This is a genomic window from Vibrio sp. 1F279 (assembly GCF_041439815.1).
GTDB classification, from domain to species: domain Bacteria; phylum Pseudomonadota; class Gammaproteobacteria; order Enterobacterales; family Vibrionaceae; genus Vibrio; species Vibrio tasmaniensis_A.
This window is the reverse complement of record NZ_JBGOOU010000023.1, coordinates 28,370-49,436: the sequence shown is the minus strand read 5'-3', so window position 1 is coordinate 49,436 and position 21,067 is coordinate 28,370. Positions and strand designations below refer to the sequence as shown.

The 21,067-nt window shown below is 45.0% G+C and carries 18 protein-coding genes and 1 riboswitch; of the genes, 9 read left to right on the top strand and 9 right to left on the bottom strand.

Translation table 11 applies throughout. The annotated features are described in order from the left end of the window. Positions 1–178 precede the first annotated feature (178 nt). From ACED60_RS16420 to ACED60_RS16410, 3 genes are read left to right on the top strand one after another with little or no spacing between them, the layout of a single operon-like run. On the top strand, positions 179–1,891 hold the full coding sequence (locus tag ACED60_RS16420; RefSeq protein WP_371728011.1) for an autotransporter assembly complex family protein: 1,713 nt from the start codon (positions 179–181) through the stop codon (positions 1,889–1,891). Next, positions 1,888–5,646 carry a translocation/assembly module TamB domain-containing protein gene (locus tag ACED60_RS16415; RefSeq protein ID WP_371728010.1) on the top strand — a complete coding sequence of 1,253 codons (3,759 nt, stop codon included), beginning with the start codon at positions 1,888–1,890 and terminating at the stop codon, positions 5,644–5,646. The genes ACED60_RS16420 and ACED60_RS16415 overlap by 4 nt, the downstream gene beginning before the upstream one ends. A 48-nt stretch (positions 5,647–5,694) precedes the next feature. After that, a complete protein-coding gene (locus tag ACED60_RS16410; RefSeq protein ID WP_017103698.1) occupies positions 5,695–6,048 on the top strand; it encodes a gamma-glutamylcyclotransferase in 354 nt (117 codons plus the stop codon). 106 nt (positions 6,049–6,154) lie between these two features. Here ACED60_RS16410 and fbp read toward each other — a convergent pair whose 3' ends face one another. After that, positions 6,155–7,165, bottom strand: a complete 1,011-nt coding sequence (gene fbp, locus ACED60_RS16405) for a class 1 fructose-bisphosphatase (protein WP_371728009.1) — start codon at positions 7,163–7,165, stop codon at positions 6,155–6,157. A gap of 269 nt (positions 7,166–7,434) precedes the next feature. Here fbp and mpl point away from each other — a divergent pair, with 269 nt between their 5' ends. The 5 genes from mpl (at position 7,435) to thiQ (ending at position 13,106) form a co-directional block, all read left to right on the top strand. Next, a complete protein-coding gene (mpl, locus tag ACED60_RS16400; protein ID WP_371728008.1) occupies positions 7,435–8,793 on the top strand; it encodes a UDP-N-acetylmuramate:L-alanyl-gamma-D-glutamyl-meso-diaminopimelate ligase in 1,359 nt (452 codons plus the stop codon). 37 nt (positions 8,794–8,830) lie between these two features. Then, on the top strand, positions 8,831–9,454 hold the full coding sequence (locus tag ACED60_RS16395; RefSeq protein ID WP_371728007.1) for a flavin prenyltransferase UbiX: 624 nt from the start codon (positions 8,831–8,833) through the stop codon (positions 9,452–9,454). A 43-nt stretch (positions 9,455–9,497) separates the two neighbouring features. Further along, a riboswitch (TPP riboswitch) is annotated at positions 9,498–9,617 on the top strand. Positions 9,618–9,670: 53 nt separating this feature from the next. Beyond that, on the top strand, positions 9,671–10,663 hold the full coding sequence (thiB, locus tag ACED60_RS16390) for a thiamine ABC transporter substrate binding subunit (protein WP_017103696.1): 993 nt from the start codon (positions 9,671–9,673) through the stop codon (positions 10,661–10,663). A gap of 125 nt (positions 10,664–10,788) precedes the next feature. Further along, complete coding sequence (gene thiP / locus ACED60_RS16385) at positions 10,789–12,402, top strand: thiamine/thiamine pyrophosphate ABC transporter permease ThiP (RefSeq protein ID WP_017103695.1); 1,614 nt, start codon at positions 10,789–10,791, stop codon at positions 12,400–12,402. Continuing rightward, a complete protein-coding gene (thiQ, locus tag ACED60_RS16380; protein ID WP_009847749.1) occupies positions 12,402–13,106 on the top strand; it encodes a thiamine ABC transporter ATP-binding protein in 705 nt (234 codons plus the stop codon). The genes thiP and thiQ overlap by 1 nt, the downstream gene beginning before the upstream one ends. Positions 13,107–13,248: 142 nt before the next feature. On the opposite strand, the gene yjgA is transcribed toward thiQ, so the two are convergent. Further along, a complete protein-coding gene (gene yjgA / locus ACED60_RS16375; RefSeq protein WP_009847748.1) occupies positions 13,249–13,773 on the bottom strand; it encodes a ribosome biogenesis factor YjgA in 525 nt (174 codons plus the stop codon). Between the two features lie 118 nt (positions 13,774–13,891). Here yjgA and pmbA point away from each other — a divergent pair, with 118 nt between their 5' ends. Beyond that, positions 13,892–15,235, top strand: coding sequence for a metalloprotease PmbA (gene pmbA, locus ACED60_RS16370; protein ID WP_009847747.1), 1,344 nt, complete (start codon positions 13,892–13,894; stop codon positions 15,233–15,235). Positions 15,236–15,332: 97 nt separating this feature from the next. On the opposite strand, the gene mgtE is transcribed toward pmbA, so the two are convergent. The 7 genes from mgtE to lptB form a co-directional block, all read right to left on the bottom strand. Continuing rightward, positions 15,333–16,688, bottom strand: a complete 1,356-nt coding sequence (mgtE, locus tag ACED60_RS16365; protein ID WP_009847746.1) for a magnesium transporter — start codon at positions 16,686–16,688, stop codon at positions 15,333–15,335. A 148-nt stretch (positions 16,689–16,836) separates the two neighbouring features. Next, complete coding sequence (locus tag ACED60_RS16360) at positions 16,837–17,112, bottom strand: HPr family phosphocarrier protein (protein WP_009847745.1); 276 nt, start codon at positions 17,110–17,112, stop codon at positions 16,837–16,839. 2 nt (positions 17,113–17,114) lie between these two features. Further along, entirely contained in the window at positions 17,115–17,984 is an 870-nt protein-coding gene (gene rapZ, locus ACED60_RS16355; RefSeq protein WP_009847744.1) for an RNase adapter RapZ, read from the bottom strand. Between the two features lie 4 nt (positions 17,985–17,988). Continuing rightward, a complete protein-coding gene (gene ptsN / locus ACED60_RS16350; RefSeq protein WP_009847743.1) occupies positions 17,989–18,447 on the bottom strand; it encodes a PTS IIA-like nitrogen regulatory protein PtsN in 459 nt (152 codons plus the stop codon). Position 18,448: 1 nt separating this feature from the next. After that, positions 18,449–18,736 carry a ribosome hibernation promoting factor gene (gene hpf, locus ACED60_RS16345; protein WP_371728006.1) on the bottom strand — a complete coding sequence of 96 codons (288 nt, stop codon included), beginning with the start codon at positions 18,734–18,736 and terminating at the stop codon, positions 18,449–18,451. 90 nt (positions 18,737–18,826) lie between these two features. Next, positions 18,827–20,287, bottom strand: coding sequence for an RNA polymerase factor sigma-54 (locus ACED60_RS16340; protein ID WP_009847741.1), 1,461 nt, complete (start codon positions 20,285–20,287; stop codon positions 18,827–18,829). A gap of 54 nt (positions 20,288–20,341) precedes the next feature. Next, on the bottom strand, positions 20,342–21,067 hold the full coding sequence (gene lptB / locus ACED60_RS16335) for an LPS export ABC transporter ATP-binding protein (RefSeq protein WP_009847740.1): 726 nt from the start codon (positions 21,065–21,067) through the stop codon (positions 20,342–20,344).

The following is a 21,067-nucleotide window of genomic DNA, read 5'->3' as shown; positions in this document are numbered from 1 at the left end:
GTTAACATTAGATCTAGGTTTATATTAACTGGAGGCTCATCTTAACGGCCGGTTAATATTGATTAAGTCTTTACATTAGACCGTGTTATTGCCGGATTTATTGCAGACTCAATGTCGTTTTAGCGGTATGATTTCTTTTCACTTATTAACGTATTGATAACTTCTTCACCAATTAAACATGATAAGAAAAACTTTACCAGTTCTGATTGGCACTCTACTGTCATCGATGCTCGCTTTTGCTGACGTTTCCCTTGAAACTAAAGGGTTGGACGGCGCGCTTGCAGATAATGTGGATGCTTATCTGAGTGCAATTCCTGAAGAAGAGTATTCGGTTTCATTGAGGTTCCAATCTCGCTTGGAGTCGATGATCAAAGAAGCGTTGAATGCATTAGGCTACTACCAATCTAACATCACATTTACTCATTCTGAAGATGATACCGAATTGACTGTTACGGTTGAGCCGGGAGAGCCGGTTGTTATTTATGCTTCAGATATTGTTCTGACTGGTGAAGCCAAAGATGATCCTGATTTTTTGGCCTTAATAGCTAAGAGCAAGTTGTCTAAAGGTTCGATTTTGAATCATGGTAATTATGACTCTTTAAAATCATCGATCCGCAATCTTGGATTAGCGAAAGGTTACTTCGATGGGGCGTATGATCTTAGCAAACTAGAAGTCGCTCCTGAATTAAACCGCGCTTATGTCCGCCTTCATTATAACAGTGGTATTCGTTATCACTTTGGCTCTACTCAGGTTACTGGTAGCCAAATAGAAGAAGAGAAGGTGCAGTCACTTAAACCATTTGAAGATGGCGAACCTTACTCGATAACCAAAGTTGGTGAATACAACCAAAACCTTTCCAATACGGATTGGTTCTCTTCAGTCTTTGTTGAGCCTGATTTAAGTCAATTGGGTGAAGGTCGAGAAATTCCGATGAAGGTAAGCCTTGCTCCGCAAGCGCGGAACCAAATTGAAACGGGTATCGGTGTATCAACAGACTTGGGTGTAAAAGGTACCCTTAAATGGAAGAAACCTTGGGTTAATGAGAAAGGTCATAGTTTTAATAGTAGTTTATCGATCTCCAAGCCTGAGCAGACGATTACGGCGGCTTATAAAATCCCATTGGATGACGTGCTTAATGACTACTATCAAATTAAGTATGGAATGAAGAATCTGGATAACCGTGATACCAAGAGTTTGGAGTCAAACTTAGCCTTAGAAAGGTACTGGCGTCTAGATAATGGTTGGCAACGCACGGTATTCATTCGATACCTAGTCGAAAACTATAAACAAGGTTTACAAGACGATTTGGCGCAGTTTGTGTTGCCAGGTGTCTCTTTCTCACGCACTCGAACCCGAGGCGGTTCAATGCCGATGTGGGGCGATAAACAAACCATCATGGTTGAAGCGGCTGATGATACCTTGTTATCTGAAACCCAAGTCGTACGTTTTCAAGGGCAAACCGCATGGATTCGAAGCATTGGTAATAACCACCGAGGTTTAACCCGCCTTCAATTCGGCGGAAACTTTGCGGACGAATTTGATAAGTTATCTCCTTCTTTAAGATTTTTTGCGGGTGGTGATAATAGCATCCGTGGTTATGGCTATGAGTCTATCTCTCCTCGAGATGAAAGTGGCGCACTAACGGGGGCGAAATTCATTGCAACCAGTTCGTTTGAATACCAATATCGCTTAGTTGGGAATTGGTGGGGAGCGGCCTTCTACGATATTGGTGATGCATTCAATGATACGCCAGAGTGGAAGCATGGTACTGGTGTAGGGATTCGTTGGGCGTCCCCCGTCGGTCCTGTGAGTTTAGATTTTGCTTGGGGTCTAGATGCGAAAAAAGGTGATGAGTTCCAACTGCACTTTAGTTTAGGGCCAGAATTATGATCAAAGTGGTGGGTAAGTGTATAAAGTGGGCGTCGATTTCATTGACGTCGATTTTGCTATTGTTAATCGCCCTACTAGGTTTTGTTTTGTTCACCAATTCGGGGTTGAATACTGTGTTGTGGGGCGCTGAAAAAGCATTGCCACAACTGAAGGTGGAAAGTACTAAAGGCGCTCTTTTCCCAAGCTTTACGCTTAACAATGTCGAGTTCAAAGATGATAGCCTACATATCGATACCAAGGTTGAAAATTTGGCATTGGCTATCAATCCGCGCTGTCTGCTCGACCCTAAAGTGTGTGTTGACCGCATAGCGATTCAAGGGCTGGACTTTGCACTTACTGAATTGCCACCAGCTTCTACAGAAGAGGCAGAACCTACTCCGCCCGTAACATCGGTAAAAACACCACTACCAATCGTCATTAATCGAATCGCTTTATCTGATATCAAACTGAATATCTTAGGTCATGAAATTGAATGGGGTTTGTTCTCTACTGCCCTGAGTATGCAGGGGGAAAAGCTGACAGTATCTCCAACCTTATTCAATGATCTTAAGGTTAAACTTGCAGAGTCTACTGAAGACCCACAATCAGAAATCGTCGAGCCAGAGACTGCAGCTAAGACAGCTATCGAGTTGCCTGAAGTCTTAATTCCTTTGCAGGTTGTACTTGAGCGTTTTGATCTCAACAATTTCACTTTAGAACAAGAAACATCGATTGTGGTAAACCATCTTGGATTAGAAGCTCGAGCAGGTAAACATACAGTCGATGTTTCTACTCTCGAACTCGATATGCCACAAGCAAGCGCGAACCTAACGACGAAGGTTGAGCTCAAGGGCGGCTATCCGCTAGAGCTTTCTTTGGGTGCGTTGGTGAAAGAAACCGATCTTGCTGGTCAGAAACTGTCTCTGAAAGCACAAGGCAGCGTGGCTAAGCTGCACTTAGATTCTCAGCTTTCTGAATTGATTGAGGCTCAACTGTCTGGTGATATTCAACCCTTAGAACCGACTCTGCCATTTGACCTTGTTTTAGAGGGAGGTAAAGCGCAATGGCCTTTGACAGGTAAAAGTGACTACCAAGCTGCAATTGATAAATTCAAAGCCGATGGTTCATTAGATGGTTTTAATGTGCAGCTTAAAGCGGAAGCCGATGGTAAGGAGATACCTGCATTAGCAATAGATCTGCAAGGTAAAGGCACCACGGAACAGATTGAACTTGAACGCTTGAAACTGAATACCTTGGGTGGCGAACTAAATGGTGTAGTCAAAGCGAACTGGAAGAAGCTCGTTAATTGGCAAGCCGATGTGACGCTCAAAGACATACAACCGGGTCTGCAGTGGCCAGAAGCCGAGGGTAACATTAGCGGAAGCATCGTTACTTCGGGTGAACTGACACAAGCGGGTGGTTGGGCGATTGAACTGCCTAAGCTCGATATCGAGGGGATCCTACGTGAATACCCTCTGGATATTAAAGGGCAGTTGTCAGCGTCAGATCGCAGCGCGAGCGGTGAACCTAAACTGAAAACCAGTGGTTTGAGCTTGGCTCACGGTGTTAATTCGATTAAGGCTCAAGGGCAACTGGATAAGCAATGGGCTATGGGCGTTGCGATTAATTTCCCACAGTTAGATAAGAGTGTTCCAGAGCTGACGGGTAAAGTGATGGGTAATATCCAGCTTAGTGGCCCAACGAAAGAGCCAAAGGTCGATCTCGCGCTTAATGTTGATAAGGTCGATTGGAATAACGAAGCAACACTAGAATCCTTATCGCTTAATGGCTCAGTGGTTCCTCTGCCATTGCCTGAAGCTCAAGCCGATCTTGTATTAAAAGCTAAGAACTTAACCTATCAAGATCAAAGCGTGGAAAGCATTGGTCTAACCGTGAGTGGTGGCGAGAAGAAACACACTGTGACACTTGATGTGATATCCGACATCGTGTCGACCAGTTTGGCTATCTCTGGAGAATTGATTCAGAAGCCTTCTCTTATTTGGGATGGGTCGTTAGACAGAGTCAGAATTACCACTCAACAGGGACCTTGGGTATTAGACCAACCCGTTGCGATTAAGGCGGATGTCGATAAGCAGTATGCCGACGTTCAAGCGCACTGTTGGAAGCAATCGGGTTCGAGCGTGTGTCTGGATGAGGATATCCGCGCTGGAAAGTCAGGTGAGGCCAAACTGGGCGTTAACCAATTCGACTTTGAGCAGATCCAAGCCCTCATGCCTAAAGAAACGCAATTACAGGGTTTAGTCAATGCGACCGCTCATGCCAAATGGTCGGAACAAGGTGAACCTGAGGTGACGGTAAGCGTCGATATGCCGAAAGGTCAGGCTGTTCAACAAGTTGGTGAGCCAATCACACTCGGTTGGGAAAGCGTTGCATTGAATGCACAGTTGAAAGACAACCAACTGAACGCCGACTTTAAACTGGATGTTTCCGACAATGGTGACCTGTCTGGCACGGTGTCGTTACCAGACATTCTCGCAGAAGACAAAATGGTCGATGCGGCAATTAAGCTGACAACCTTCCATCTGGACTTCTTACAGCCAATCCTCGGCGAATACAGCCTGTTGAAGGCCGTTCTTGAGAGTGACCTACAGGTAAAAGGCTCTTTGATGCATCCTCAAGTCTTTGGTCAATTCTCTGTTGATGGTATTCAAGTCAAAGGCGATGTCACACCTGTCGATATTAAAGATGGTCGTATTGACCTCGATTTTGACGGCTACAGCGCGAAGTTAGAGGCCAATGTTGAAACACCCGATGGTCACCTTGATATCGAAGGCTCCGGGGATTGGCAGGATCTTAAAGCATGGCACTCTAACGTTAGAGTTTTTGCTGATGAGTTGATGGTTGATATTCCGCCTATGGTTAAGGTGAAGGTCGTGCCTGACATGACCATTGATGTCACGCCAGAGCTTGCAAAAATTACGGGTGATATCGCATTACCGTGGGGACGTATCGTTGTCGAAGACTTACCACCGTCAGCGGTCGGTGTCTCTTCTGATCAAGTGATCTTGAATAAAGATCTTGAGCCAGAGAGCGAAGACACGATTCCATTCAATGTGATGACCAATATTAATATCTCCATTGGCGATGACTTTAAACTGTCTGCTTTTGGTCTTGAAGGTGATTTGGTCGGCAAGCTCAACGTGGCTCAAAAAGACCAAGGTCCTTTTATCACAGGTGAGGTAAACATCGTCGATGGTACTTACCAATCCTTTGGACAAGATCTCTTGATCAAAGAAGGTAAGATTCTAATGAATGGGCCTCCGGATCAGCCATATGTAGCGATCAATGCGATACGTAACCCTGATAATACTCAGGATGATGTGACAGCTGGTATTCGAGTGACAGGCCCGGCGACAGAGCCGACCATCGAAATTTATTCTGATCCTGCGATGCCGCAAGCCAACGCGTTGTCTTATATTTTGCGTGGTCAAGATATTGATGGTGAGTCGAATGGTTCAATGACAACGGCCTTAATTGGCTTAAGCTTGGCGAAGAGCGGCAAGGTTGTCGGCGAAATTGGTGAGGCTTTTGGCGTACAGGACTTGCAATTGGATACTGCAGGCTCTGGAGATGACTCCCAGGTTACGGTCAGCGGCTACATTCTCCCTGGTTTACAGGTGAAGTATGGCGTAGGTATCTTTAACTCGTTAGGTGAGTTTACTGTTCGTTATCGATTGATGCAGGATCTCTATGTTGAAGCCGTATCGGGGCTAGACAGTGCCGTGGATCTTCTCTATCAATTTGAATTCGAGTAACACTTGAGTCGTGATTGATTTGCGGATGACGAATGCTGAGGAGGGGTTATGCAGCAACTTGTTTTTGTTTATGGAACCTTGAGGCAAGGTCAGTCCAACCACCACTATTTGCAGCAGTGTAAGTGCTTAGGAAGGTTTGACACCCCTGAGGAATACGCTCTTTTTGATTTAGGTGCCTATCCGGCGATGATTTCTGGAAAGAAAAATGTCGTTGGCGAGGTCTATATCATTAACGATGAAGTTTTGGCTTCGCTCGATCGGCTAGAAGATGTTCCTGTTGAGTATCGTCGCGAACAAATAGAGACTATATTTGGACTAGCATGGGTATATTTGTATCAGCTTGATCTAACGGCTAATAAAGAAATACTTTCGGGTGACTGGTGTAAGCGGGACAATTCGTAATAGTTATCTATCCGTAACATCTATGTATTCTGAGTTGTAGAACAAAAAGCCAGCATGTAAATGCTGGCTTTTTTAATGGCGTTAATTTGAGAAATAAGCGAGATGATTAGTCTCGGTTAAGTTCAAGGAACTCTTCTACCTTGTTCACCATGTTCTTAGAACCGACAAAGAAAGGCACACGTTGGTGCAGTTCTGTTGGTTTTATATCCATGATGCGTTGGGCGCCATCGGAGGCAATACCGCCAGCTTGCTCCATGATGAAGGCTATTGGGTTGCACTCGTACAGCAGACGCAGTTTACCTTGAGGGTGGCTTTGTGTACTTGGGTATAAGTAGATACCGCCTTTCAGAAGATTACGGTGGAAATCTGATACTAGAGAACCGATGTAACGTGATGTGTAAGGGCGATTGTCGCTTGGCTCATTTTCTTGGCAGTACTTGATGTACTTCTTAACACCCGTAGGGAAGCGAATGTAGTTACCTTCGTTGATGGAATAAATCTTACCTTCATCAGGGATCATCATGTTTTCATGAGACAGACAGAAGGTGCCCAGAGATGGGTCGTAGGTGAAGCCATTTACACCTGCACCAGTTGTGTAAACAAGCATAGTTGAAGAGCCGTAAATTACGTACCCCGCGGCTACTTGCTTGTGTCCTGGCTGTAGGAAGTCTTCTTGTGTTGGTGGGGTACCAACAGGCGATACTCGACGATAGATAGAGAAGATTGTACCAACAGATACATTGACATCGATGTTTGAAGAACCATCAAGTGGGTCCATCAGAACGACGTATTTTGCGTTTTTGTTGAGCTCTTTATTGAAGGCGACAGCTTCGTCTTCTTCTTCACTTGCAACACCACAAACTTGATCACGAGCTTCTAGAGCCGCTTTAAACTTGTCGTTCGCGTAAAGGTCTAGCTTTTGCTGTTCTTCACCTTGAACGTTGTCTGTACCAACAGCGCCAGTGATGTCGACTAGACCAGCCTTGTTGATCTCACGGTTAACAATTTTTGCAGCAAGTCGAATAGACGACAAAAGGGATGATAGATCACCGCTTGCATGGGGGAAGTCACTCTGTTTCTCAACAATGAACTCACCAAGGGTGCGCATCTCAGACATGTTATTTCCTTAAACTTCTCTCAATATTAGGGGGGATTTGAGCACTATAGAATTTGCCTCTTACTTGGGCTTTATTCACCTAGACGCCTACTTAAATTCTAAAGGTTAGATCTTTTTAATGGTAATGAACTAAGCGACGCAGATCTCACTTACTATGTCGACTAAATTTGTTTTGCATTGCTACTCGCTTTTAATCGCCATTTAATGATAATGAGTGCAGTAGTTTGATTTAGACATGGTTCATTTAGCCAAGCGTTTGGAAGCAATTTATGCATATTCATATCTTAGGAATTTGTGGCACCTTCATGGGAGGTGCTGCGGTATTGGCTCGTCAATTAGGTCACAAGGTTACCGGTAGTGACGCGAATGTTTACCCACCAATGAGCACTTTGTTGGAGTCTCAAGGGATTGAAATTATTGAAGGGTTTGACCCAAGCCAGTTAGAACCAAGACCTGACTTAGTGGTGATTGGCAATGCGATGAGTCGTGGTAACCCGTGTGTTGAGTATGTATTGGATAACAACCTTAGATACACTTCTGGGCCGCAGTGGTTGCAAGAGTTCTTGTTGCATGATCGTTGGGTATTAGCGGTATCGGGAACGCATGGCAAGACAACAACATCGAGCATGCTGGCTTGGATCCTTGAAGACTGCGGTTACGCACCGGGTTTTCTTGTCGGTGGTGTGTTGGGTAATTTTGGTATCTCAGCTCGCCTTGGTGAAAGCATGTTCTTCGTGGTTGAAGCTGACGAATACGACAGTGCTTTCTTTGATAAACGATCTAAGTTTGTTCACTACCACCCAAGAACCTTGGTAATGAATAACCTCGAGTTCGATCATGCTGACATCTTCGATGATCTTGAGGCGATTAAGCGTCAGTTCCATCATTTGGTTCGCACAGTGCCAAGTAATGGCCGTATTTTCTCACCGAAGCAAGATACCGCGATCCAAGATGTGTTATCTCGTGGCTGCTGGAGTGAAACTGAGTCGAGTGGTGAACTCGGTGATTGGGATGCCAAGAAGCTGGTTAAAGACGGCTCTAAATTTGAGGTGTACTTCCAAGGCGAATGTGTTGGAACCGTCGACTGGGATTTGGTTGGCGACCATAACGTCAATAATGCTTTGATGGCGATTGCAGCTGCGCGACATGTAGGGGTGACACCTGATTTAGCGTGTGAGTCGTTGGCGAAGTTCATCAACACCAAACGTCGTCTAGAGTTTAAAGGCGAAGTGGCAGGCGTTTCTGTTTATGACGATTTTGCACATCACCCAACGGCAATTGAACTTACGCTGGGCGGCTTACGTAATAAGGTCGACACGAAAAAAATAATTGCCGTTTTAGAGCCTCGTTCTGCCACGATGAAACGTGGAGTGCACAAAGAAACGCTGGCTGATTCGTTGAAGCAAGCGGATTCTACTTACTTATTCCAACCCGATAGCATTGATTGGTCGGTACAAGACGTCGCCGATGCGTGTCACCAACCCGCGCACGTAAGTGATGATATGGATGCATTCGTTGCTAAAATTGTCTCTGAGGCACAAGCGGGCGACCAAATCTTGGTAATGAGTAATGGTGGCTTTGGTGGTATTCATCAGAAACTGTTGGATGGATTGGCACTCAAAGGCTAACGCATCCACGACCTTATAATTTGAAGTAATTGAGAACATGACAAAACACGATAAAGAGATAACTCTGGCTTTCACTGGCGCATCCGGTGCGCCTTATGGCCTGCGTTTACTTGAATGCCTTTTGGCCGCCGATTATCAGGTCTACTTGCTGATATCATCGGCAGCACGAGTGGTGTTGGCGACCGAGCATGAACTTAAGTTACCTGCTGGGCCGGATGCTGCGAAACAAGCTTTGGTTAAGCATTTAGATTGCGACCCAGAAAAGCTGGTGGTGTGTGGCAAAGATGATTGGTTCTCACCGGTTGCCTCTGGTTCAGCAGCACCGAAGCAGATGGTGGTGTGTCCATGCTCTGCAGGAAGCTTGGCATCGATTGCTCATGGCCTATCAGATAACTTGATCGAGCGTGCAGCCGACGTGGTTATGAAAGAGCGAGGACAGTTGTTGTTGGTGGTTCGTGAGACGCCATTTTCTACGTTGCATTTAGAGAATATGCACAAACTCTCGACCATGGGCGTGACGATTATGCCTGCAGCTCCGGGTTTTTATCATCAACCTAAGTCGATTGAAGACCTGGTCAACTTTATGGTGGCACGCATTCTAGACCATCTTGGTATCGAGCAAGGTTTAGTGCCACGTTGGGGGTACGATCAACGTAATTGATCCAAACTTGATGGCTTATTGTTAAAAATCAAATTACAATCCTGAACACTCATCGGGGAGCGAACCATTCAAATAATGAATGCGAGCTGAGATCAAGCAGACACTTGGGACCCGTAAACCTGAACCAGATAATGCTGGCGTAGGAATTGAGTTAGGAACAACCTCTACCGTTCTCCTCCCTCAAACCTGTGCCGCTCAGACCATGGAGAGCGTCCAGTGAAATTAACATTAACAACTCTTGCTGTTACTACAGCCATCTCTTTTTCTGCCTTCGCAGCAGACAACACCTTAACGGTTTACACTTACGACTCTTTTGCTGCGGATTGGGGCCCTCGTCCTGCCGTTGAAAAAGCATTCGAAGAAAAGTGTGGTTGTGATGTGAATTTTGTCGCGTTAGAAGATGGTGTGTCTATTCTAAACCGCTTACGTCTTGAAGGTGGCAACAGCAAAGCTGACATCATTTTAGGCCTAGATAATAATCTCATGGCTGAAGCGAAATCTACGGGCTTATTGGCTGAGCACAGTGTTGATACATCATCTGTGACGCTTCCTAATGGTTGGAACGACAGTACCTTTGTTCCTTATGATTTTGGTTACTTTGCGTTTATCTATAACAAAGAGAAGCTAGCAAACCCGCCAAAGAGCCTGAAAGAACTGGTTGAGCAACGTGACGATCTTAAGGTTATCTATCAAGATCCACGTACATCAACACCAGGCCAAGGCATGATGCTATGGATGAAGTCGGTTTACGGTGATGAAGCAACTGCAGCATGGAAGAAGCTTGCTCAGAAAACGGTGACTGTGACTAAAGGTTGGTCTGAAGCTTACTCTATGTTCCTAGAAGGCGAGTCTGATTTAGTGTTGTCTTACACAACGTCTCCGGCTTATCACATCATTGCAGAAAGTGATTCTAAGTACGCAGCTGCAAGCTTTGAAGAAGGTCATTACACTCAAGTGGAAGTGGCAGCGAAGGTTAAAGGTAGCAAGAACGAAAAGCTTGCCGGTGAGTTTATGGCATTTATCTTAAGTGATGAGTTCCAATCGGCGATGCCTACTGGCAACTGGATGTACCCAGTGACCGATGTTGAGCTACCAAAAGGGTTCGAGCAACTTACGGTTCCTCAGAAAGCGCTAAGCTTCACACCAGAAGAGATCGCCGAGAAGCGTAAGCCTTGGATTCGTGAATGGCAGAATGCGCTTACTTTTTAACTTACGATTTAACTTATTATTTAGGAACATGAGTTTTCTAACGTACTTTTAAAAAACTAGCTTTCTGTATTTAAAGGTTCATTCGTTATGTTTGGAGTGAACCATTTACGGTAAAAAATCAATTTATGATAAAGAAAACACCTAAGGTCGGGGTTTGGGTTGCGATACTCATTACCACCTTCGTGGTTTCAGCAGTTGGGGCATTGCTTAGCAATGCCCCTTCTCTTGATATCAGCCAAGTATGGTCCGATCCTTACTATTGGCATGTAACGAAATTCAGTTTCTATCAAGCGACACTCTCAACGATGCTGAGTGTTGGCTTTGCTATACCTATTGCTCATGCTCTGTGTCGCAGACAATTTTTTGGACGGGCCTTGTTGTTAAGGCTGTTTGCTTCGACCTTGGTTTTGCCCGTATTAGTTGGCGTATTTGGTTTGCTAGCTATTTATGGAAACAGTGGTTGGTTAGCTAAATTTCTGGCGAACTTCGATATTAAACTGCCATTCTCGATTTATGGGTTGAATGGTATTTTGCTCGCACATGTCTTCTTTAACCTGCCTTATGCTAGCCGTTTACTTTTACAAGCTTTAGATACCGTACCTGCCGAGCAGCATAAGCTGTGTGCTCATTTGGGTATGAGTCATTGGAACAAATTCAGATGGGTTGAATGGCCTCGCTTAAGACAGCAACTGCCACATGTGTGTGGTTTGGTCTTCATGCTGTGTTTTACCAGCTTTGCTACCGTGATGGCACTAGGCGGTGGACCTAAATCAACCACTATCGAACTCGCTATTTATCAGGCGATTAAATTCGACTTTGACCTGCAGGCTGGTGCCTTGCTCGCGATATGGCAAATGCTGCTGTGTGGTGTGCTAGCTGTGAGCATTCAACGCCTATCGAAACCTATTTCAGTGACAGCCAGTCAATTGTCGGAAGAGAAATATTTGGTTAAGGATAGCTGGTGGTCAAAAGCTTGGGATAGCTTTTGGATCATCACCGTCTCAATGCTGGTATTGCCGCCATTAGCTATGGTTATCGTCAGTGGCATTAACTCGCAGGCATTAATCGTACTGAGCAGCGAGCCGTTTTGGGCTGCGTTAATGACCTCGGTTAAAGTCGCGTCATTAGCAAGTGTTATCGCGGTTGGTATTGGTATCGCCATACTGCTGACTAGTCGAGCATGGCGCTTACAGAATAAGAATTTTCGAGCCGATAAAATCGAGCTGATTGGCACTATTATCTTAGTTACTCCCGGGCTTGTGATCAGTACGGGGCTCTTCTTATTACTGCGTTCATTCACCGATGTTTTCAGCTTAGCTTTCTTTATCGTGATTGCAGTAAACAGTTTAATGGCGCTTCCTTACGTAATTAAAACCTTGGCTCAACCTATGCTGCATTTGTCTCAGCAGTATCAGTATGTGTGCGCAAGTTTGGGAATGACTGGTTTCACGCGTTTTAGGCTAGTGGAGTGGCGTGCATTGCGAAAACCGATGGCACAAGCTTTCTCGATCAGCTTTATGTTAGCAATGGGTGACTTAAGTGCGATTGCTTTGTTTGGTAGCCAAGATTTTAGAACTCTGCCTTTGTACCTATTCCAATTATTAGGCAGCTATCAAATGGAAGCCGCAGCTGTGGTTTCCGTGAGCTTACTGTTACTGAGTGTTGGCAGCTTTAGCCTGATTGAATTTTTATTTACTCGAAGATCTAAGCTCGATGCTAAAGAGTTGAGGAACCGATGATGTTAGTGATGAAAGATGTGGACTACCACTATCACAGAGAGTTGTTTTGCTTTGATTTTCAAGCTGAGCAGGGCGATATTGTTGCGCTGATGGGGCCAAGTGGCGCAGGTAAATCAACGCTGTTGGCATTGGTTGCTGGGTTTATTGAGCCCACTTCGGGTGAGATCTCTGTAGCGGGACAATCACTGATTGGCAAAGAAGCACATCAGCGTCCATTAGCGATGTTGTTTCAAGAGCACAATTTGTTTGCCCATCTCACCGTACGTGAAAATATTGGCTTAGGCTTGCATCCAGGGTTAAAGCTTACGGCAACTCAAAAGCACGAAGTCGAACAGGCCGCTGCACAAGTGGGTGTCGCGGAGTATTTAGATAGATTGCCTGAGCACTTATCGGGCGGTCAACGTCAGCGTGTCGCGTTAGCTAGATGCTTTGTTCAGCCTCATGATATTTGGCTGCTTGATGAACCTTTCTCTGCGCTTGACCCTTTGCTTCGTGAGGAAATGCTTAACCTTGTTAGGCGATTAGCCGCCGAGCGAAACATTACGGTATTGATGGTTACTCACCACTTAGGTGATGCACGCAGTATCGCAAATAAGTTCGTTTTTGTAGCGCTAGGTAAGGTGTTGGTTGCAGACTCGATAGAGACACTGACGGCTGAACATCCACAGCAAGAGCTAAGCTCGTTTGTTAAAGCGGGTGAATGATAATTTTTCACTCCTGTGAGTACTTCTTAATATTGAGTACTTATTGATATTGAGAGCTTCTTGATATCGAGTGCGTCAAAAACAAAAAGACCTAGCATGCGCTAGGTCTTTTATTATCTTTCTGATTAAAGGGCGGCGAAGATTAGTCGCCTAGCTTTAGCTCTTTTAAGATTTGGAATATTTCACGAGAAGACTTAGCCGGTTTGTTTGCCGCTTTCTCTTTGTTAGCTTGACGAGCGAGCTGACGAAGACGTTGACGGTCTGCTTCAGGGTACATTTCCATAACGTCTGAAATGGCCGCATCGCCTTCTGCAACAACACGATCACGCAGTTGTTCTAGTTTGTGCAGTTCAACTGTTGCTTGAGAGTGTTTGTTGCGAATCTTATCTAAAGCCGCTTGAATTGGCTCTGGATCGACACTGCGCATTACTTTACCAATGTATTGAAGTTGACGGCGTTTCGCTTCATTTTTAAAGCGTTGTGCATCTTTAATCGCTTGTGCCAAATCTTCAGACAGCGGAAATTTGTCTAATACAGAAGGCTTTAGGTCAACAAGCTCTTCTCCCAGCTTTTGCAGGGCGTCCATGTCCGTTTTCATTTCTGTCTTACTTACCCAGATGATTTCTTCTTCTGGTTCCCATGGGGCTTTTTGGTTTTTGCGAGCCATCTTTTCTGCCTATGTCACTATCTCAAACGAATATATTGCCTATTTTAGCAAGAATCTTGGGGAGAAAGCGAAATTCTTGTTATCCTACGTAATATTGACCTAAAAAATTAGAATAGATATGGATGTAAAACAGCAAGTCGCCCAACAACGAGTTGAGCTAGAAGCCGCAGTAGCTAAAGCGTTGGATATGGCATCAGTGAGTGCAGACGCCGCTGAGGTTGCTATTACTAAGTCAACGGGTTTAAGTGTTTCAACACGTATGTGTGAAGTGGAAAACGTTGAATTTAATAGTGATGGTGCTCTAGGTATTACTGTTTACCGCGGTCAGAAAAAAGGCAGCGCATCTACATCTGATCTGAGTGAGAAGGCAATTGCTCAAACAGTCGCGGCTGCGCTTGATATCGCTCAGTACACTTCTGAAGACCCGTTTGCTGGTCCTGCCGCAAAAGAATACATGGTAAAAGAAATTCCAGATTTGGATCTTTTCCACCCTGATGAACCAAACCCTGACTATGCCGCTGAGATTGCAATTGCTGCTGAGAAGCAAGCGCTAGCTTATAGCGACAAGATCAAACAGAGTGATGGCGCAAGCTACGACAGCCATTATGGCGTTAAGGTTTATGGTAACAGCCATGGCTTACTAGCCAGCTACGCTTCAAGTCGCCATAGCACGAGCTGCTGTGTGATTGGACAAGGCGCTAACGGTGAGATGGAGCGAGACTACAGCTACACCGTTGCACGTCACCGTGATGAGCTATGGACGCCTGAGCGCGTAGGTCAAGAAGCAGCTGAAAAGACAATTAGCCGTTTGGATGCGAAAAAGCTACCAACAGGCCAATACCCAATCATGTTTGCTAACGATGTCGCGACTGGCTTGATTGGCCACCTTGTGATGGCGATCAGTGGTGGTAACCTATACCGTAAGTCATCGTTCTTATTGGATCACCTAGGTCAGAAAATTCTACCTGATTGGTTTAACATTTCTGAGCGTCCTCATATCTTACGTGGTTTGGCTTCAAGCCCATTCGATAGCGAAGGTGTGTTCACTCAAGATCGTGAAATCATCACTGATGGTGTGTTAGCAACTTACCTGCTAACTAGTTATGCCGCACGTAAAATGGATATGACACCAACAGGCCATGCTGGTGGTATTCATAACTGGTTCGTTAAATCAACGGGTCAAAACTTTGAGCAGATGCTAAAAGAACTAGGCACCGGCTTCCTTGTGACTGAAGTAATGGGTCAAGGCGTTAATACCGTGACCGGTGATTATTCACGTGGCGCAGCAGGTTTCTGGGTTGAGAATGGAGAAATCCAATACCCAGTATCTGAAGTGACGATCGCGGGTAACCTAAAAGACATGTTCACTCAGATTGTTGCGGTTGGTAACGATGTTGAAACGCGTTCACAAATTCAAACGGGTTCTATCTTGCTTGAGTCGATGAAAGTCGCGGGTGACTAATGAAGTTAGCGCCAATATGATGAATTAAAAAAGGGAGCCGATGGCTCCCTTTTTGTTTTCTGTATTTCGCCAAAAATAGGCTAGCTGCTTATGATAACTAGATCAGTATGGTTGCTAAGCCTAAGAACACCGATAGGCCAATAACATCGGTTACTGTGGTCAGTGCCATACCGCCTGCCAATGCCGGGTCGATATTCATCTTTTTCAGCATTACCGGGATGGTTACACCGGCGATACCAGCGACAATCAAGTTGGTCATCATCGCTGCTGAGATGATGCCTCCCAGTATCCAGTTACCTTTCCAAGCAACCACAATACCACCAATGATAACAGCCCATAACACGCCGTTTAGGAAGCCGATGGCCGCCTCTTTGAGTAGTAGTTCGCGTTTGTTACTGTCACCGATATGACCGAGTGCTAAACCACGAATCACAAGCGCAACGGTTTGGTTACCAGCAACCCCGCCCATTGAAGGTACGATAGTCATTAGAACCGCAATCGCTGCCATTTGGTCGAGTGTTGCTTCAAACATATTGGATACAGATGCAGCAGCAAGTGCAGCGAGTACGTTGGCACCCAACCAGACACTACGACGACGAGCAGATTTTACGACTGGAGCGAAGGTATCTTCGTCATCGTCCATACCCGCCATGCTCATCATTGAGTGCTCGGCGTCTTCACGGATAACATCAACCACGTCATCGATAGTGATACGACCAACAAGATGCTGGTTACTATCAACAACGGGTGCAGAAACCCAATTACGACGTTCGAACAGACTGGCGATATCGGAAGCACTGGTTTCAACCGCAATCGCTTCGTCAGCATCTTCCATCACTTCGGAAACCTGAATATCGGGCTGAGTCGTTACTAGTGTGGTAAGCGATAGGTTACCGATCAGACGTTCTTCTTCATCAATAACATACAGAGCATCGGTTGCGTCGGGCAATTCGCCACGCATACGCATATAGCGCAATACAACGTCGACATCGACGTCGCCACGAATCGTGATTACGTCGGTATTCATGATCGCACCCGCTGAATCTTCTGGGTACGAAAGGGCGGTTTCTACTAATGCACGATCGACGGAGTCCATTTGAGAAAGGACTTCGCGAGAAACATCGTCGGGTAGGCTTCGAAGTACGTACGCGACGTCATCGGTTTCCATACCTTCTGTTGCTTCTGCCAAGGTTTCTGGTGCCATTTTCGACACAAGCGCATCTTTGACGTCTTCGTTTAGTTCATCAAGAATTTCACCGTAGTCTTCTGGATCGGTGAGTTGCCAGAGTACGTCACGACTTTTGCGAGGGGAGGCTTCTAAAAGGTGTGCAATATCTTCAGGTTCCATGTCCTGAAGTTGTCGACGTACGTGAACAAATCGGCCGTTTTCTAGGGCTTCGCTGACTTCTTGGAGGGTTTGGTGAGCTTGGTCGAATTCTAATTGCTCTGCCATATTTTCCTCCTATTTCATTATTCTAACAATGCTTGGGATAGTAACTTAATTCTGGGGCTTATTTAAATCATAAACTTAGCTAGAACTAAGATTTAATACTGGTTGGTTCGAAGTTTGAGTCTTCAGTGTTGTCAGTGACTCGTTTTCGCTACTCACCCTCATCAAACTTGTCTTCAATGAGGTGGCAAACAGCATCAAGTGCTTGTTGTGAATCGGTGCCTGTAGCTTGGATCGTGATGTGTTGCCCTTGCGCTGATTCCAGCATAAGCAAACCCATCACACTGTCTGCAGTTGCGATTTTATCTTCTTCGCTATGGATAGTGATAGTTGCATCAAAACTTTGGGCAAGCTCAACCAATTTTACGGCTGCTCTAGCGTGAAGACCCAAGCGATTTTGGATCAGTACAGTTCGAGTTAATTCCATGGTTAGCCCTGTTGGTGCTTCTCTAGGGAGGCATGTCTGATTTGAACTTGATGACCGAGTTGTTCGAAGTATTCACCAATTTTCTGAGTTAGATAAACTGAGCGGTGTTTGCCGCCAGTGCAACCAATCGCGACCGTTAGGTAACTGCGATTATTCTTCTCTAACATGGGTAACCACTGCTCAACAAAGCCTTGAATTTGTTGCTTGAGTTCAAGAACTTCAGCGTGTTTCTCTAGGAAAGAGTGAATTGGTGCATCAAGTCCTGTCAATGGTCGTAGTGCCGGTTCCCAGTGAGGGTTTGGCAGAAATCGAACATCAAACACATAATCGGCATCACTTGGTAGGCCGAACTTAAAGCCGAAAGACTGAAAAACGATAATGAGTTCTTGTTTTTCTTTGCCCTCAACTTTGAAACGAACCTGTTCACTCAATTCGTAGAGGTTACAGTCACTGCTATCAATCACAATGCTGGCTTGCTCTACAAGAGGAGCCAGAAGTGTTTTTTCTAAATCAATAGCTTGTTCAAGAGAGAGTTTTTCTTGGCCGATCGATAAAGGATGAATTCTGCGTGTTTCGCTGTAGCGCTTGAGTAGCGTCTGTTTACTCGCATCTAGAAATAAGACGTTTAGGTCTATATCTGTGGCGGCTTCTAGCTGGTCTAGCGTTTCTGTAACTAACTGAGGCTCTTTTGGTAGGTTACGAATATCAATGCTAACAGCGACGTTTTGATTGATCTCGCGTACCGATTCGACGAAGTCGTTGAGCAGGTTTACTGGTAGGTTATCAACACAGTAATACCCCAAGTCTTCAAGAACTCGTAGCGCAACACTTTTCCCGGCTCCTGACTGGCCACTGACAACGATTAATCGCATGTTATTACTCGCAAGTTGGCACTTGAATCATGATGTCGTAAAGCTCTTGATCGCTTTGAGCATTACGCAACTGTTTAAGAGTCTGCTTGTCGTTAAGTCGCTCTGCCATACAAGAAAGGGTTTTCAGATGCTCTTTACATTGTTCACTAGGAACAAGTAGAGCAAACAGTAGATCAACTGGGCGGTTATCGATAGCATCAAATTCGATTGGGTCTTGGCATTGTATTAATACAGCAATCGCTTTATCACTGACATTCATGCGTGCATGGGGAATCGCAATACCGTTACCGATACCTGTACTGCCCATTTTTTCACGGCTCAGCATGCACTCAAACAGTTCTGTTGAATCTTGACCGCAGCTTTCTGCTGCGATTTGACTGATCAGCTCAAGGGCTCTTTTTTTGCTTGTGCATTGGACTGCACTTTTAGTGCAGTCCAATGAAAGTACTTCGCTTAATTGCATGTTAGTGACTACTTAGTTTTTCTTTGTGCTTGTTGAGTTGGCGAACAAGTTTATCAACCAATGAATCAATCGCGGCATACATGCTTTCATCTGTTGCTGTCGCATGAATTTCCCCTTGATTTATATGCAGGGTAGCTTCTGCGATTTGATTGATTTTCTCAACTTTTAAAACAACTTGAACCCTATTGATATGATCAAAGAAGCGCTCAAGTTTGTCGAATTTGGTGTGAACATAGTCTTGCATTGAATCGGTAAGATCAACGTGATGGCCTTGAATATTGATTTGCATAGACTTTCCTTTTCAGTTGGTTGCCAGGTTACAACTAAATTAATAGTTAACTAATCAATCGTTAATGAATAAAGAGCTAACTACTTTAGTTTATAGCAGGCGTTTACGCTGACTCGATGGGGCAATGCCCAGAGATTCACGGTATTTCGCTATGGTACGTCTAGCTACCTGAATTCCTTGGTCAGCCAGTAAAGCAGCAATCTTACTATCACTTAGAGGCTTTGCGGTATTTTCCGCTGCGACAAGCTTCTTAATGAGTGCGCGAATTGCTGTAGATGAACATTCACCGCCATTGTCAGTGCTGACATGGCTTGAGAAAAAGTACTTGAGTTCGAAGATGCCACGCGGTGTGTGCATGAATTTTTGAGTCGTCACACGAGAGATCGTGGATTCGTGCATATCAACAGCTAAAGCCACATCATTCAGTACCATCGGCTTCATGGCTTCTGCGCCATGTTCGAAGAAACCGCGTTGATGTTCAACAATACACCGAGCGACTTTTAGTAGTGTTTCATTTCGGCTCTCTAGACTTTTAATTAGCCATTTTGCTTCTTGCAAATTTGAGCGGATAAATTGGTTGTCAGCACTACTGCCTTTGCTACTAAGGGCCGCGTATTGTTGATTCACTTTTAGTTTTGGCACGCTATCTGGATTGATGGTGACCAACCATTTCCCAAGCTCTTTGAAGACGGATACGTCAGGAACCACATACTCGGTTTCGTCTGGCGTGATCTTACTGCCAGGGCGAGGGTCCAGCTGTTGGATTAATTGCAAAACTTCGCGTAGTTCCGCTTCTTTCAACTTGGTCTCTTTGATAACCAGTTTGTAATCGCGATTGCCGAGTTGGTCGATATGGCTAGTAAGTACTAACTTAGCTTCGTTAAGCCAAGGGGTATCTTGTGGGAAGGTCGCCAATTGCAGTAACAAGCAATCTTGCAGATTCACAGAACCGACACCTAGCGGATCAAACTGCTGAATTCGTTTACGAACGGCTTCAATTTCATCAAGCTCGATCTCTTCGTTGTCGAAGTTCTCAAGGATGTCTTCACAAGATACGGTAAGGTAACCGCGGTCATCGATAGCATCAATTAGCGCAAAAGCTATGCTGCGGTCAGTTTCAGTAAATGGTGTTAAATCGAGTTGCCAGAGCAGGTAATCGTATAGACTTTGTGTGGTTTCGCCTTGATAAACGGGCATATCGTCATCAATCGCAATGCCAGTGTTACCTGTGTTTGCGCTGTAAACGTCTTCCCAAGTTGTATCGATTTCTAGTTCGTTGCCGATCTCTGATTTTTCGATTAAATCGGAGCTGTCAGGTAAGTCTTGTTCAACTGTTTCAACTGTTTCTTTCTCGTCACTGCTAGGTTTTTCTTCCGATGTTGGCGTATCTTCATTGCCGTCTTCGACATCGAGTAGTGGGTTCGATTCAAGTGCTTCTTGAATCTCTTGTTGCAAATCCAAAGTAGACAATTGCAACAAACGAATCGCTTGTTGCAATTGAGGAGTCATTGCTAACTGTTGGCCTAGCTTAAGTTGTAATGAGGGTTTCATTCAGTGTTACTTACCTAGTTATTATTCTAAGAACTCTCGATACTCTCTATCTAATCATAGACGGAATTGTTCGCCTAGATAAACTTGTTTAACTTGTTCGTTATTGAGAACATCTTCAGGAGTTCCCTCAGCTATTAGATGCCCTTGACTTACGATGTAAGCTTTTTCACACACGTCTAATGTTTCACGAACGTTGTGGTCGGTAATCAAAACGCCTAAGCCGCGATCGCGTAAGTGAACGATGATTTTTTTGATATCGATAACCGATATAGGGTCAACACCGGCAAAAGGTTCGTCCAGGAGAATGAATTGAGGGTTTGCTGCTAGTGCACGAGCAATCTCAACACGTCGACGCTCACCACCCGACAAAGCCATACCATTACTCGCTCGAATATGTTGGATGTGAAACTCTTCGAGAAGATCTTCCAGCTTATCTTGACGTTGTGCGTTAGTCATCTCATCGCGCGTTTGCAAAACAGCCATGATGTTGTCTTCAACTGACAATTTACGAAAAATGGATGCTTCTTGAGGAAGGTAACCGATACCAAGACGAGAACGACTGTGCATTGGTAAGATACTGATGTCTCGGTCGTCAATGCTGATAGTACCTTCATCACGCGCAACCAGACCCACTATCATATAGAAAGAGGTGGTTTTACCTGCACCGTTTGGGCCAAGTAGCCCGACGATCTGACCTGACTCTACTTGCAAGCTTACGTCTGTTACAACTTTACGTTTTCCGTAGGTCTTCGCTAGGTTCTTTGCTGTAAGGACTGCCAT